This is a genomic window from Acinetobacter sp. UBA5934, from assembly GCF_002430855.1.
GTDB lineage: Bacteria > Pseudomonadota > Gammaproteobacteria > Pseudomonadales > Moraxellaceae > Acinetobacter.
This window is the reverse complement of sequence record NZ_DJDC01000036.1, coordinates 502-15,810: the sequence shown is the minus strand read 5'-3', so window position 1 is coordinate 15,810 and position 15,309 is coordinate 502. Positions and strand designations below refer to the sequence as shown.

Genomic DNA, 15,309 nt, shown 5'->3' with positions numbered 1-15,309 from the left:
TGTTGCATATTCCTTTACCTATTTTTAATATTTTGTTTATGACTACTTTTAAACATTGTCTGACGAAACAGTAAATTCAACATAAAAAAAGTGCTGTTCTAAAACAGCACCTTAAAAAGTGTCTTACGCATCTTAATGATTAAGACCAACGTTTTAATTTAGATGTATGACCAATCCCGACATTAAAACTATTGGTCGGATCGAGCTTTTGATAATGATGTTTAAGCGCAGGTTTAGCGACATATAAATGTCCGACATTATGCTCTGCGGGATATTCAGCCCCGCGTTCATCTAACAAATGCCACATTTGATGTTCTATTGCTAAAGGATCGACACCTTTTTTCACAATATAATCTTGATGGAACACATGACATAAAAAGTGGCCATAATAAAGTTTATGGATAATCAGCTCATCCATTTCCTTAGGCAACGTTTCGACCCATTCACGGTCATTACGGCGTAAGGCAATATCCAGCGCCACAATATCTTCCACTTCTGAACGATGGGTGTCGCGATAGCGAATAGCCGCTCCCGCTACGGCAAAACGATGCAAAAAGGCTTTACGTCCTTCTTCTTCGCTACAGTGGAAATAATGTCCAGTGCTGTGAGAAGAAAAATAGTGCTGTAAAAATTGCTGCACCTGTTCAACATCCTGATTTTCGATACGCAGCACCAGATGATGCTCATACAGATCACGAAATTCATTCATGCGTTTGGGTAAATGCGAGGGTAAAAATTTGCTCAGCATTTGCAGGACTTTATCTGACAGCCCTTTCATGCCGACTTTTTCCAGATAACCATCGACCTTATCTTTCATGGCAAAAGCTGCCGGCACTTTAGCCGTCCCGAATTTCTCGATAAACATGAAGGTATCTTTACCGTATTCCGCACCAATGTCGTAAGCCACCCGGTGAATATATTCACCGGCAATCGGTAAACGCGCTAAACCCGTGAGTAGAAAACGGCGGATTGCGGTTAAATCTTGCTGAGTATTGGTGCCGACATAAAAAACCTGACTGGGTATTTTTTCAAAGGTATCCAAACGTACCGCAAAAACACAGACTTTTCCTGCCGAACCGGATGCTTCATATAAACGTGATGGATCGGCATTAAAACGCGCAGGCGTGTTCTCATCGACCTGTGTCACATCATGCGCATAACGATGGTCTGACGCACAGCAATGTTGATCATTTTCAATATCAGCCAATTGGTATTGCTGATTTTCCAAGTTAAATAAAATTTCTTCTGGGGTTGAACCTAGCTTAATTCCTAGATGATTAATCAGTTCCAGTTGTCCGGATTCATCTACACGTGCATAGAGGGCAAGTTCAGTATAGGCAGGACCACGGCGAACCAGTGCACCGCCCGAGTTATTGCAGACTCCTCCTAAAACTGATGCGCCAATGCAGGAAGAACCAATCACGGAATGCGGTTCACGATTAAACGGTGCCAGCTGCTTTTCTAATTTATCTAATGTTGCACCCGGTAAGCAAACCACTTGTTTAGCATCATTAATCACTTGAATGCCAACCAAGCGTCGTGTGTTGATCAGAATCACAGGGCGGTCATAATCATCGCCAAAAGGGGTTGAACCGCCAGTCAAACCGGTATTGGCAGCCTGCATAATCACAATACAGTCTGCATCCACCGCAGCCTGCAAGACTTGCCACTGTTCCAGCAATGAACCCGGCACGACCACGGCCAGCACTTGACCGGAACCGTAACGACGACCTTGTCGGTATAATCGTGTGTCATTGTCATCGGTTAATACATGTTGCTTACCGACAATATTAATGAGTTTTTGAATGGTGTGCGGTTTAGCTGATTGCGTTTTCATACGAACCTTATTTATAAAATTTAAGCTTTAGGGCAAGCACATTTTTGTATAAATACACTAAATATTTAGGATATATCACTGCGGAGTCTTACCATTTAAACGTTAAATACAAGGAGCTCGTCCGTTACTTTGGTTACGCCCAAAGTAACCAAAGGCATTGTAATCTGCAAAACTCGCCAAATACCCTCTTTTAGCACTTGCTTCGCAGAAACGTTCCCTATCCTAAGAAGTCCTGCCTCGAACAGTTGCAGATGACATTTCCGTGTATCAACTTTATCTTTCAGTTTTAATATATGTAATGAAAGTTCCCTCTCCTTTTTAAAGGAGAGGGCTAGGGAGAGGATTATTAAATTTCAAATCTCTCTCCTAATCTTTGTCCTGAGTCCCTTGTGACTCTATAGAAAAAACTTCTTAATTTTGATAAATAATTTGAAGGTTTTTTCAAATCAAAACTGATCAATAAAAGAAATCAAGCAACTTATTCAGCCAATTCTCTATCTAACTTCACCAAACAATCCGAAGTAATATCTGCAATGGTTTTTGCCCCGGTCAGCGTCATCGCTACACGCATTTCTTTGTCGATTAAATCCAGCAAATTAGATACTCCCGCACCACCAGCAGCCCCCAAGGCATAGACAAAAGCACGACCCAACATACAGGTATCGGCACCCAAGGCCAGCATACGCACCACGTCCAGACCATTACGGATACCCGAATCGGCCAGAATTTTGATATCGCCTTTGACTGCATCTGCAATCGGTGGAAGCGCACGCGCGGAAGATAAAACCCCATCTAACTGACGACCACCGTGATTCGACACCACAATCCCATCGGCACCGAAACGTACCGCATCCTTGGCATCTTCAGGATCCAAAATGCCCTTAATCACCATTGGACCATCCCAATATTCACGAATCCATTCCAGATCTTTCCAGGAAATCGAGGGGTCAAAGTTATTGCCCAGCCAGCCGATATAATCTTCAAGACCTGTAGGCTTACCCAGATATTTTGAAATATTACCCAAGTCATGTGGACGGCCATGTAAACCGACGTTCCATGCCCAATGTGGATGCAAACAAGACTGCATATAACGGCGCATAGCTGCATTTGGACCACTCATGCCTGAGTGCGCATCACGGTAGCGTGCACCCGGTACCGGCATATCTACGGTAAATACAAGGGTTGAACAACCTGCAGCTTTGGCACGTTCCAGAGCATTTTTCATAAAGCCACGGTCACGTAATACATACAGCTGGAACCACATCGGACGTTGAATGGCAGGCGCGACTTCTTCAATCGGGCAGACTGAAACAGTTGATAGTGTAAAAGGAATGCCCTTTTGATCTGCTGCCACTGCCGCCTGAACTTCCCCGCGACGTGCATACATCCCGGTCAGTCCGACTGGCGACAAAGCCACCGGCATCGACAAGGTTTCATCAAATAGTTTGGTTTCCAGGCTAAGTTGCGACATGTCATTTAAAACACGTTGTCTGAGTGCAATTTTGGATAAGTCTTCTACATTACGTTTTAGCGTATATTCCGCATATGCCCCGCCATCAATGTAATGGAATAAAAAGGGCGGCAAACGACGTCTGGCCGCTTCGCGGTAATCATTGGCAGAAGAAATAATCATGCTTAAATCCTGTTTAATCGACTCGCACGCTGACGACGGGCATCTTCCTCATCAATCGAGCGGACTTGTTGTACTACAAACTCAATATGTCCACACACTGCTTGTCTGGCAGCTTCTGGATCTTTACGTTCAATTGCATCTATGACCTGTTGATGTTGTAGATGCAATTGATCAAAACGGTGGGTTTCGGAATAGACTTTACGGCGGCCCAACACCACGTTGAACTGCAACAAATCAAACAGCCCACGCATCATTTGAATCAGCACCAAATTGTGTGATGCTTCAGCAATTGCCAGATGAAATTTGGCATCGGCTTTGGCTGCCTGCTCATCATCACCAATGGCCTGAAAATGAGAAATTTGATCGTAGCACTGGCGAATATTTTGCAGGTCTTCAGGCGTGGCCCGTTCTGCGGCATACCATGCGGTGCCCCCTTCCAAAATAATTCGCGCTTCCTGTACATCAAAACGATATTCAGGGTCCTGATCAATCAAATGACTTAAAGGCTGCACAATTTGATGCTGCGACCAGTTGGTAGGCAATTGTTGCAAAAAAGTGCCCGCACCCACTTTACTTAACAACATGCCCATGCTGGTCAGTTGTTGAATGGCTTCACGCAAAGAAGAACGCGACACACCTAATTGTTCACATAACTTACGTTCTGCAGGCAAACGGTCTCCGACTTGCATATTGTTTTGTTCAATCAAGATGCGCAGGTTTTGTACCACTTTGTCAGAGACTTTCATTTGCTGTCCTCAATTGCGTGTTATGGAATCATCCATGGGAACACATAAGCTTGTAAGGTAATAATAATACCCATCATTACCGTAAAGACGATACTGTGTTTAACCGTAAAACGGAACAGATCAGATTCTTTACCTACAAGCCCTACTGCCGCGCAGGCAATCGCAATGGATTGTGGTGAAATCATTTTTCCGGTTACGCCACCACTGGTATTGGCAGCCACCAGCAATACTTCTGGCACACCAATCTGCTGGGCAGTGGTGGCCTGAAGTGCCGAGAACAATGCATTCGCTGAAGTGTCCGAACCGGTCAGGAACACGCCAATCCAGCCCAAGAATGGCGAGAAGAAGGTAAATGCCTGACCTGTATGTGCCAGCGCTAAAGCTAGGGTGGCCGACATGCCTGAATAATTGGCAATAAAGGCAAATGCCAAGACCATGCCAATGGAATAAATAGGGACTTTCAGTTCATTGATGGTTTCACCAAAGGTCACTACGGCTGTTTTTGGCTTCATCTTCAGGAAAATGATGGTGATGATGGCAGCAATGAAAATGGCTGTGCCTGTAGCAGAAATCCAGTCAAATTTATAAATGGCATCGTAATCCTTAATTTCAGGAACGACTGGCGGTAATTTTTGTACCAGCTGATGCAAATACGGCACCTTGATAGAAATCACCAGATCATAGAGTGCCCCATCTTTGGCAAATAAATCCTTGAAAGGTTTGATACTCCAGATCGTTACCATCAGCGTTAAAATGGCAAATGGTGACCAGGCTTTGGCAATTTGACCCAGGGAATATTTTTGCTGTTTTTGAATCGCCAGTGCTTGAGCAGCTGATTCATTAGCATTTAGATCTTGCTCTGTAAAACGGAAGATGTGTTTCGGTTTCCAGAATTTAAGCAAAATCGTTAAGCTCACCAATGACGCGATGGCTGCAGTAATATCCGGAAGTTCTGGACCGACAAAGTTGGAAGTTAAATATTGGGCAAGCGCAAAAGATCCACCGCCTACAATTACCGCTGGCCAAGTTTCCTTGATACCGCGCCAGCCATCCATAATCGCCATAATCCAGAATAGTACAACTGGCACCATGAAAGGTAACTGACGACCCACCATCTGACTGATTTCCATGGTATCCACGCCAGACACCTGCCCGGCTACAATAATCGGAATTCCCATAGCACCAAATGCTACAGGTGCAGTATTCACAATTAAGCATAAACCTGCTGCATACAAGGGCTTAAAGCCCAGCCCCACCAGTAATGCCGCAGTAATGGCGACCGGTGCACCAAAACCCGCTGCACCTTCAAGAAAGGTTCCAAAAGCAAAACCCACCAGCAGCATCTGTAAACGCTGATCTTCGGTAATTGACAGAATGGACGAACGAATAATATCGAACTGTCCTGTTTTAACCGAAATTTTATACAGGAATACAGCCCCGATGATGATCCAGGCAATTGGCCACAAACCGTAAAAAAAGCCATAAATCATCGATGCAAAAGCCATCATGACCGGCATCTGATAAGAAAATAATGAAACCAGAAGCGCAAGAATAACGGTAATGGTTCCCGCTACGCTGCCTTTCATACGGAATACCGCAAGCGCTAAAAAGAAGAAAATAATCGGGATCAGGGCGATCAGACTGGAAAGCCAGATATTGCCCATAGGATCGTAAATCTGTTGCCATTGTTGAAGCATTGTCATCTCCTTGAAATGCTCACTGGTCTGCTAGAAATGGTTTGAATTGCCTTATATCAACCACTATTGGTCTGACCAATATTAGATTAATTTAAAATAATAATTCATGTTCTGGTAATTATGGTAGTTTTTGTTTAATTAAAGATCAATATTGGTCTGTTAAATAATTATTGGTATGACCAATATTGCAAATAATTTTGAGTAAAAGATCAACTTTTTACAATCACCCAACTGCGTCCTATCTCAATAAATTACTTGTTTTTATTTATATTTTTTCTTGTGCCTATAAAGGCAAAACTTAGTCTTACAACTTTAGTCGCATGTCAGCATTGCAACGTGGAATTTCAGTCATATAGCTCACAAATACAGCAAAATAAAAAAGCCATATAAGGCTAATTTCCTCATATGGCTTCACTTTTATGTAAGCTATGTAAGCACTAACTTCTTTCTTTACAGATGATATTGAGGTTGTGCTTTTCAGACTTTATTTTGACAGAACTCAAAATAATACCCAGACAAATGAACACAGCCCCTAGAATAATATTAAAGGTCATGGGTTCATTCCAAAATACATAGCCAAAAAACAAACTTAAGATAGGGATAATCATAATCGAGATAGATGCAACCACAGCATCGACCTGACTCACAATCCAATTCCACAGCGCAAATGCAAATCCTGTTCCGATCATTGCGATATAAATGAGTAAGCCTCCATGACTTGGATTGAGCCAAACATTGAAATGAACGGGTTCAAAACACAATGCGCCAAGCAACAAAATGATTCCCCCTAACAACATTTGCCAAATCGTCAGTTGCATCTTGTCATGAGTCGCAAAATATTTCTTGCTGTACACTGTCGTGGTTGCCCAAAAGAAACCTGAGACAATCAAAAATACTTGACCAATCAAGGAAAGATTAAAATGAATATCATGGAACTGTGGCCATAGAATAGAAATCAATCCGCAAGTTCCAAGAATCAATCCTAAGATTTTTTGTGCCGTTAAACGTTCATTTAAAAAATAATGCGCCAGTACGCCAATAAAGATGGGCATGGTAAACACCAGTATTGCAGAAAGACCCGAATCTACGAATTGCATGGCAAAGGTTTGTGTCGCATAAAAGCCTAAACAAATCAGAAGGCTTGAAATAAAGAGCTTTTTCCACTGTCCCCGCTCAGGTAAAACAGACCGCCTTAAAAGTAATTGAACCCCCATTAAGGTCAATGCCGCTAAAATTAAACGAACAGAAATAAATAAAAATGGAGGAAAAATTTGCAGACTATGTTTGACCAATCCCCATAATGATCCCCAAATCAAACACAGCAACCCAATTGCGCTTATCACTTTAATATTCATTTTTGCTGCTCAGCCCATTTCATTCAAAATTATTTTAATGAAAATAACCCATCATGAATAATGCTATGATTTAATGTATCCATCATTTTTTTTAATACCAATATTAAACATCTGTCGAGATGACTGCATTGCTTGATTGTGCATCATGATCATAAGGTACTTTAGGCGGGGAAAATATGCCATGAATATAGATATTAATGACATCAGGTGCTTTGTGACCGTTGCGGAATTGAAAAGTATGACTGCTGCGGCGCATAAGCTGAATTATTTGCAATCCAATATGACGGCTAAAATCAAAAAAATTGAAAACCATTATGACCGCCAGCTTTTTATTCGTCAGCCCAAAGGTGTTGAATTGACTGAGTCGGGCTTACATCTTTATAGCCAATACAAAAAAATGCTGTTCACTTGGGAAGAAACCGAAAATAAAATTCATCAGCAAAAGAAATTCCTACGTTTTGGCACCAATACCAGCTTAGGCGGCATGCGCTTTTATCCTGCTTTTCAACACCTGTATGAAACCTATCCTGACCTGTCCATCACCATGAAAACGGGTGCAACAGGTTTCATTGAAGATGAAATCTTACACGGGCATTTAGACATTGCTTATGCCTTGGGCAAGCCGCAACATAAAAACCTGCAATACATTCATAAAGCAGACGATCATTTGGTCTTGATCGGAAAAAACCTCATTAATTCCAGTGATTTTAGGGAAGGAATTCATCAACAAAATATTTTGCTTGCTTCATCAGAATGTTGCTATGCCAAAACACTCGATCAACTCTTTATCGATCATCAATTGCATAAGGGCGAATTAACCTATATTCATGATCTGGAAGCACTGATTCAATTTACCCAATTGGGTATGGGCATCTCCATGATCGCCAAGTCACTTATTTCTAAATATAATATTCAATACTATATGGAAATTCCTGAGCAATACCGCAATATTGGTCTGTATTTAATTGCGCGTTATGACCATGTTTTCACCCCGATCGAAAATCAATTTATTGGTTTAAATGATGCACGCAATTCTCCAATTACTCTATCCTGATTGGTTGCAGCTTAACTTTATTTTATTGGGTTTAATTTGACTGCTTATCTATTTTTAATTCAAAAAAACCAAATTCCCGCATTTTGAAGGAAAAAAATTCTTATTAAAAGTGATACAATCAAAGGATATATCTTCTCCTAGGTCACCACTTGGGTGCCTATTATTCAAAAATCGTTAGGATTAACAATGTCTGATAATGCAACTATCTTACAGAATGTACCTGTAGGCAAAAAAGTTGGTATTGCCTTTTCTGGTGGTCTAGATACTTCAGCAGCCCTGTTGTGGATGAAACAAAAAGGCGCAGAACCTTATGCATATACTGCAAACCTGGGTCAGCCTGATGAAGACGATTACAATGCGATTCCAAAGAAAGCTGAAGCATATGGCGCAGTAAAAGCACGTTTAATCGACTGCCGTCTACAACTTGCATTAGAAGGTATTGCTGCGATTCAATGTGGCGCGTTCCACATCTCAACTGGCGGTGTTCCATACTTCAACACAACACCACTTGGCCGTGCAGTCACAGGTACAATGCTTGTAACTGCAATGAAAGAAGATGACGTCAACATCTGGGGTGACGGTTCAACTTATAAAGGTAACGACATTGAGCGTTTCTACCGTTATGGTTTGCTCACTAACCCGGCGCTTAAAATCTACAAACCTTGGTTAGACCAAACCTTTATTGATGAGCTTGGTGGTCGTGCGGAAATGTCACAGTTCCTGATCGACAATGGCTTTGACTACAAAATGTCAAAAGAGAAAGCTTACTCAACTGACTCGAATATGTTGGGTGCAACTCACGAAGCGAAAGATCTTGAATTCCTCAATGCCGGTATCAAAATCGTTGATCCAATCATGGGTGTTGCGTTCTGGAAAGACGACGTAGAAGTGAAAGCTGAAGAAGTGTCTATCACTTTTGAAGAAGGTTTCCCTGTTGCAATCAACGGCAAGCGTATTGAAGATCCAGTTGAATTCATTCTTGAAGCAAACCGTATCGGTGGCCGTCATGGTCTAGGTATGTCGGATCAAATCGAAAACCGTATTATCGAAGCAAAATCTCGTGGTATCTACGAAGCTCCGGGTATGGCGCTGCTTCACATCGCTTACGAACGTCTAGTTACCGGTATTCATAACGAAGACACCATCGAACAATACCGCATTAATGGTTTACGTTTAGGTCGTCTACTTTACCAAGGTCGCTGGTTCGATTCTCAAGCGTTGATGCTTCGTGAAACTGCACAGCGCTGGGTCGCTAAAGCGGTTACAGGCACTGTGACTTTAGAACTTCGTCGTGGTAATGACTACACCATCATGAACACTGAATCTCCTAACCTCACTTATGAAGCTGAGCGTTTAACCATGGAGAAAGGTGATTCTATGTTTAGTCCGGCTGACCGTATTGGTCAATTGACTATGCGTAACCTTGATATCACGGATACACGTGCCAAGTTGGGCATATATACCAATACCGGCCTACTTGCAGTGGGTACAGGTTCTGCAGTGCCTCAACTCAAAGACAAAAACAAATAAGTTTGTTTAAAGTCAAAAAACCGCTCGAATGAGCGGTTTTTTTATCAGGTCTGTTTATGATTTGATTAAATCATTTTCAGGAATATTAGAGCGTATAGATTGATAATAAATCTGGTTGCGGCCTAAATGCTTGGCACGATATAGAGCCTGATCAGCAATCTCCAATAATGCTTCTTTACTCAGCTCGTCTTCTCCGTGATAAACGGTAATTCCCAAACTGATGGTAATAAAATCGGAGATGGAAGATTTTTCGTGAGGAATTTCCAAACGCTCAATGGCCTTGAATATATTGGATGCTACAGCATAGGCGCCATGAGCATCTGTTTCCGGCAGTAATACCACAAACTCTTCCCCGCCATAGCGTGCAACAAAATCCATATGCCGAATCGCATTTTTAATAGATTTGGCGATAGAAGAGATCACATCATCGCCCTTCTGGTGCCCATAAAAATCGTTATAGTTTTTAAAAAAATCAATATCAATAAACAAGATTGCCAGAGCACTTCGTTCCTGACGGGTCTGCTCATAAAATACTTCCATCATTTCATCGAAAGTACGGCGGTTTGAAATTTTGGTCAGGTCATCATGCTGGCTCAAATGCAATAATTCCGAATTATGAATCCGGTGCATTTTTTCACTGATTCTGGCACGCATCGAATATAAATAAATCATCCGTTCACGCGCAAAAATCATATGACTAATCACATACCCAAACACACAACTGCCGAAAAGAATACGGCCCAGCACCACAGCATCAAAATCGACCTTAAGCAGAAAAAACAGAACCACTGTTACGGAGGCGGCTAAAAAACCGGTCATCAGCATCTGGAATGGCTTTACTCCCGTGATAAGCGAACCAATGATGTAAATCATGCAAAGGATGGCCATACCTTGTTGTCGTAAAGCAATAGTTTCTACTGTCAGGGTTAACCAGGACATGGAAATCATGGCCCAAAACATCAGTGCCATAGAGGCCGGAGCAAAATAGGGACGTAGTTTAGGAAAATGAGAAAAAGCGAATAACGCCAATAGGCATAGCGCACCATTGGCCAAGGCTAAGCTACAGTTCAGGAAATCATGATTTAGATACTGTTTGTCGATCACCCAGTAATCGCTGGGTAATATAACCAGAATAAAAATAAAGTAAGATAAAACGCCGCCCCACAAGTATTTTTGTACATGCTTACGGGCACGCTCCAGGTTTTTCGACCAAAATTCCTGTTCCATCTTTTTGGGAAAAACCTGCCCTACACGCTGAGTTTGCCGTGTAATGAGCTCTTCTATCTTTTCTTTGTCATACTGTAATTTAGCTAGATTATACTTGGATTCCATTGCCCAGCATTACTTACTTCTTTTAGTTTTTAAAAATAACATATTTTTCTCATTTATAATTGTGTCTATCTAACCATTTGTCTGTAATTGTTGTTACCATTTTCACACTTTATGCATTATCATTTGTTTTATTTCTTCGATTGAAATGGCCTTGAATACTCTTACTCTTCTCCAGCCAGACGATTGGCATGCTCACTTACGTGATGGTTTATCTTTAAAACGTACAGTTCCAGATCTTGCCAAGCAGTTTGCTCGTGCCATCTGTATGCCAAATACTGTCCCTCCGATTAAAACAGTTGAGGAAGCACTGGCCTATCGTGAACGTATTATGGCGCATGTTCCGGAGGGTATTGCATTTGATCCGCGTATGGTGCTTTATTTTACCGACCATACCCAAGCGAGCGAAGTAAAAAAAATAAAAGAGTCTGAACATGTCAATGCCATCAAGCTTTATCCTGCTGGGGCAACCACAAATTCAGATAATGGCGTCAGTGACATTCGCAAAGTTTATGGCGTGATTGAGCAACTCGAAGAACATCAGGTACCATTGTTGTTGCATGGTGAAGTGACACACAACCATGTTGACATTTTCGATCGTGAAAAACGCTTTTTAGATGAAGTTCTTTCACCCTTACTAAAACAGTTTCCCAAGCTTAAACTGGTGCTAGAACATATCACGACCAGTGAAGCTGCACATTTTGTGCTTGAGCAAGATCGCAATGTAGCGGCTACAATCACTCCACAGCATTTACTGTTTAACCGTAACGATATGCTGGTGGGCGGAATTAAACCGCATTTCTATTGTTTGCCGATTTTAAAACGTCAAAGCCATCAGCAAACCTTGCTTGAAGTTGCGACCAGTTCCAATCCCAAGTTTTTCCTGGGAACAGACAGTGCCCCTCATTCAAAAAATGCCAAAGAAAATGCCTGTGGCTGTGCCGGTTGCTATAGCGCGCCTACCGCAATTGAATTATATGCTCAAGCTTTTGATCAGGTGGGCCGTCTTGATCGCCTGGAAGGTTTTGCCAGCCACTTCGGTGCTGACTTCTATGGCTTGCCGCGCAATACCAATACCATTACCCTGGTCAAAGAAGAGCAAGTGATCCCTGAAAGTTTAGACTACTTGGATGGTGAAGAGATTATCCCTCTATATGCGGGTAAAACCATCCAATGGAGAAAAGTGTGACAGATGAAACTCAACCAGTAATTGGTCAGCGTTTCCGTGGATTTTTACCTGTTGTTGTCGATGTCGAGACAGCAGGTTTTAATTCCCAGACTGATGCCTTACTGGAAATTGCAGCAATCCCGATTGTTTATAATGATGAAGGTCAGTTTGTGCCAGGTGAAGCCTATCATGCACATATCAATCCTTTTGAGGGGGCAAATTTAGACCGTCGTTCCTTAGAATTTATTGGTATAGATCCTTCAAATCCTATGCGTATGGCTATGGCTGAAGATGAAAAAAGTGCCTTAAAACGCATTTTTAAATCGGTCAACGAAGTACGCCGTCAGCAAAACTGTACGCATGCGGTTTTGGTCGGCCATAATGCGCATTTTGATTTGGGCTTTGTCCAGGCTGCGATTGCACGTACAGGAACGAAAAATCAAAGCCCGTTTCACAGTTTTTCTGTGTTTGACACTGTGACTTTAAGTGCAGTGATGTTTGGTCAAACCGTACTGGCAAAATCATGTATTCAGGCTGGAATTGACTTCGATGGTAAGGAAGCACACTCTGCTTTATACGATACTCAAAAGACTGCCGAACTGTTTTGCTATATTTTGAACAAACTCGCGCCGCATCTACTTGACACCTTGGTGGCGGATCAATAAGATACCGCCATCTTCTAAACGACCCTATCGTCTAGAGGCCTAGGACATCGCCCTTTCACGGCGGTAACCGGGGTTCGAATCCCCGTAGGGTCGCCATATATCGTTTCATACGATCATTCAAATTCCAATAGTTATCATTATTACATTGCAGATTTGTAGTTTTTCACTACAATAGCTCGCTTCATTTATCTTTATTCATTCTTCTCTTATGCAGTCATCTCATACTCCGAATGATGCTTCGCATCAGGGCAATTCTGCGCCATTAAAACGCGCTATGAGTACTCGACATCTGGTCATGATTTCGCTTGGCGGCGCAATCGGTACAGGTTTATTTTTAGGTTCGGGTGAAGTCATTGCACAAACGGGGCCTGTAGGTGCCATCATCTCCTATGTATTAGGCGGTTTAATCGCTTATGCAGTCATGCTATGCCTAGGCGAACTTGCGGTACATATGCCTGAATCAGGTTCGTTTGGTACTTATGCCCGCAGATACATTGGTCCGGGTACAGGCTATATGATCACCTGGTTGTATTGGCTGACCTGGACCGCAACGCTGGGGACGGAATTTACCGCTGCTGCGTTGCTGATGCAGGAATGGTTTCCGCACATTTCAGTCTGGTTATGGACCATTATTTTTGCTGCAGTGGTTTTCGGCTTAAATATGAGTTCAACGCGCTGGTTTGCCGAATCTGAATTTTGGTTGTCCTTAGTTAAGGTACTGACTGTTATTGCTTTTATTTTACTGGGCCTATTGGCTATTTTCGGTATTTTAAATTTTAATGGTTATGCATCTGCGCCTTTGTTTAGCAACTTAACTGCTCAAGGCTGGTTTCCTCAAGGCCTGTTCCCGATTTTCGCAACCATGCTGATTGTCAATTTTGCCTTCTCCGGTACTGAATTGATTGGTGTGGCAGCCGGTGAAACCAAAGATCCTGCGAAAAATGTACCTAAAGCCATCAATGCGGCTATTTGGCGTTTATTGATTTTCTTTGTCGGTACCATTGTCGTCATTAGCGCGCTTTTACCTCACCAAATGGCTGGCCTGGATGCTGAAGGTGTCAGTAGCAGTCCCTTTGTGACTGTATTTACCCATATCGGCATTCCATATGCTGAAGACATTATTCGTTTTGTAATTATTACGGCATTATTGTCTGCGGCAAATTCCGGCTTATTTGCTGCGTCACGTATGATGTGGTCGTTGTCTGACAAAAAACAATTACCTGCGGTGTTCTCCAAAGTCAATCATCGCGGCATTCCATTTGTGGCCGTGATCGTTACCATGATGGGTGCTTTACCAGGCCTATTGTCTGAACAGTTTGCCCCTGAGACTATCTTTAAGAACTTACTCGGTGTAGCTGCATTCACCATGGTGATTGTCTGGATGAGTATCTGTCTAAGTCAGTTCAATTTCCGTCGTCAATGGTATAAACAGGGCCACAGCGCAAAAGACTTGGGCTTTGCGGCACCCTTGTTTCCTCTTGTGCCGATTTTAGGTTTTGTGTTCTGTTTTATCACCGCAATAAGTATGGCTTTCGATCCTGAAATGCTGCCTGGCTTTATTGGATGCCTGATCTTCATTGCAGCCTGTTATCTCAGTTACTTTGTTTTCTACCGAAAGCAAAACTAACACAGAAAAGGAGTGGTCAAGTACCACTCTTTTTTTTAAGCTCAAGGTAGATAATTACATCTCTACATCATCTGACCTTGTATGAAAATTATTTTTATTCACGGCATGAATCAACAGAATTATGATCAACCCTCATTAAAACAACATTGGCTATCTGCTTTTCAGACAGGCTTATCCCATTCCCAGCAAAATATCGATCTCAACGCTCTGGAGATACGTTTCCCCTTTTATGGCGATTTGCTCAGCAAACATCATTTATATAACAGCCTGGATATAGATACCTTTTTACCCAAGTCCATTTCCCATATCCATCTTCCCTTTCATTTAAGGCATAACAATACGATTGTTCCCGAACATCATCCCTGTGCGAGCAGATTACCGAGTGTAAATCCCGAATGCTCCGAGTCATTCACTCAGCGATTGGCCCTGATTACCGCACTCACCAGAGATCATGCATTTAAGGAACTGGCCCTATTTCTGAATCATTATCCCAAACTGCATGAAACATTTATCCATAAATTCCTGATTGAAACCTATTTATATTTATCCAATCCGGATTTCATGCATGAAGTCCATCAGCGGATCATGTCTTATCTTCGTCCCGAGCTGGATCATATTATTGTGGCGCACTCTCTGGGTTCGGTCATCACCTATAACCTGCTGCATCA

Annotated in this window: 12 protein-coding genes and 1 tRNA gene; 7 read left to right on the top strand and 6 right to left on the bottom strand. The window is 42.2% G+C overall.

Annotated features, from left to right (window positions below; translation table 11 throughout):
- Positions 1–139: 139 nt before the first annotated feature.
- The 5 genes from dld to B2Y23_RS02635 form a co-directional block, all read right to left on the bottom strand.
- Entirely contained in the window at positions 140–1,837 is a 1,698-nt protein-coding gene (gene dld / locus B2Y23_RS02655; protein WP_291356112.1) for a D-lactate dehydrogenase, read from the bottom strand.
- Between the two features lie 478 nt (positions 1,838–2,315).
- Positions 2,316–3,470 (bottom strand): FMN-dependent L-lactate dehydrogenase LldD, encoded by a 1,155-nt coding sequence (gene lldD / locus B2Y23_RS02650; RefSeq protein ID WP_291356113.1) that lies wholly within the window; start codon positions 3,468–3,470, stop codon positions 2,316–2,318.
- A 2-nt stretch (positions 3,471–3,472) separates the two neighbouring features.
- A complete protein-coding gene (gene lldR / locus B2Y23_RS02645; protein WP_291356115.1) occupies positions 3,473–4,216 on the bottom strand; it encodes a transcriptional regulator LldR in 744 nt (247 codons plus the stop codon).
- 20 nt (positions 4,217–4,236) lie between these two features.
- Positions 4,237–5,919: an L-lactate permease gene (gene lldP, locus B2Y23_RS02640; RefSeq protein ID WP_291356117.1), complete on the bottom strand. Its 1,683-nt coding sequence runs from the start codon at positions 5,917–5,919 to the stop codon at positions 4,237–4,239.
- 431 nt (positions 5,920–6,350) lie between these two features.
- Positions 6,351–7,268 (bottom strand): DMT family transporter, encoded by a 918-nt coding sequence (locus B2Y23_RS02635; RefSeq protein WP_291356119.1) that lies wholly within the window; start codon positions 7,266–7,268, stop codon positions 6,351–6,353.
- A 181-nt stretch (positions 7,269–7,449) separates the two neighbouring features.
- Here B2Y23_RS02635 and B2Y23_RS02630 point away from each other — a divergent pair, with 181 nt between their 5' ends.
- Together B2Y23_RS02630 and argG are read left to right on the top strand one after the other, a co-directional pair.
- The gene (locus B2Y23_RS02630; RefSeq protein WP_291356121.1) at positions 7,450–8,322 is read left to right on the top strand and encodes a LysR family transcriptional regulator; all 873 of its coding nucleotides are present in this window, start codon (positions 7,450–7,452) and stop codon (positions 8,320–8,322) included.
- A 186-nt stretch (positions 8,323–8,508) separates the two neighbouring features.
- Positions 8,509–9,852, top strand: coding sequence for an argininosuccinate synthase (gene argG, locus B2Y23_RS02625; RefSeq protein ID WP_291356123.1), 1,344 nt, complete (start codon positions 8,509–8,511; stop codon positions 9,850–9,852).
- Between the two features lie 54 nt (positions 9,853–9,906).
- Here argG and B2Y23_RS02620 read toward each other — a convergent pair whose 3' ends face one another.
- Positions 9,907–11,184, bottom strand: coding sequence for a GGDEF domain-containing protein (locus B2Y23_RS02620; protein WP_291356125.1), 1,278 nt, complete (start codon positions 11,182–11,184; stop codon positions 9,907–9,909).
- A gap of 151 nt (positions 11,185–11,335) precedes the next feature.
- On the opposite strand from B2Y23_RS02620, the gene pyrC reads away from it, so the two are divergent.
- The 5 genes from pyrC to B2Y23_RS02595 form a co-directional block, all read left to right on the top strand.
- Positions 11,336–12,370 carry a dihydroorotase gene (gene pyrC / locus B2Y23_RS02615; RefSeq protein ID WP_291368846.1) on the top strand — a complete coding sequence of 345 codons (1,035 nt, stop codon included), beginning with the start codon at positions 11,336–11,338 and terminating at the stop codon, positions 12,368–12,370.
- On the top strand, positions 12,355–13,014 hold the full coding sequence (gene rnt / locus B2Y23_RS02610; RefSeq protein WP_291368844.1) for a ribonuclease T: 660 nt from the start codon (positions 12,355–12,357) through the stop codon (positions 13,012–13,014). The genes pyrC and rnt overlap by 16 nt, the downstream gene beginning before the upstream one ends.
- Positions 13,015–13,034: 20 nt before the next feature.
- A tRNA-Glu gene (locus B2Y23_RS02605) sits at positions 13,035–13,110 on the top strand.
- Positions 13,111–13,222: 112 nt separating this feature from the next.
- Entirely contained in the window at positions 13,223–14,641 is a 1,419-nt protein-coding gene (locus B2Y23_RS02600) for an amino acid permease (RefSeq protein WP_291368842.1), read from the top strand.
- A gap of 81 nt (positions 14,642–14,722) precedes the next feature.
- Positions 14,723–15,309, top strand: a 587-nt coding sequence (locus B2Y23_RS02595) for a hypothetical protein (RefSeq protein ID WP_291368840.1), incomplete at its 3' end; no start/stop codon positions are given.